This is a genomic window from Lyngbya sp. CCY1209, from assembly GCF_055795065.1.
In genome coordinates this window covers 1-212 of the sequence record NZ_JAYFER010000491.1, presented here as the reverse complement: position 1 = coordinate 212, position 212 = coordinate 1, and the positions used below count along the sequence as shown (strand labels likewise).

The following is a 212-nucleotide window of genomic DNA, read 5'->3' as shown; positions in this document are numbered from 1 at the left end:
GGAGTGGATGGAGTGATAGCGATATCCCCGAAACAAAGGTTCACCCTTGTTGAAGAAATCAAAGGAAACTTCAAAGCTAAACCGTTACGGAGAGTGTGGATACCAAAACCCGGACGGGATGAAAAACGTCCTCTAGGAATCCCGACAATCCGAGACAGAGCCAAGCAAGCCTTGGTCAAGATGGCAATGGAACCCTACTGGGAACCTAAATT

At 47.6% G+C, this 212-nt stretch carries 1 pseudogene; it reads left to right on the top strand.

Annotation, left to right across the window (positions count from 1 at the left end):
- Positions 1-212: pseudogene (locus AC0QHF_RS15440) on the top strand (group II intron reverse transcriptase/maturase); the annotation flags it as partial.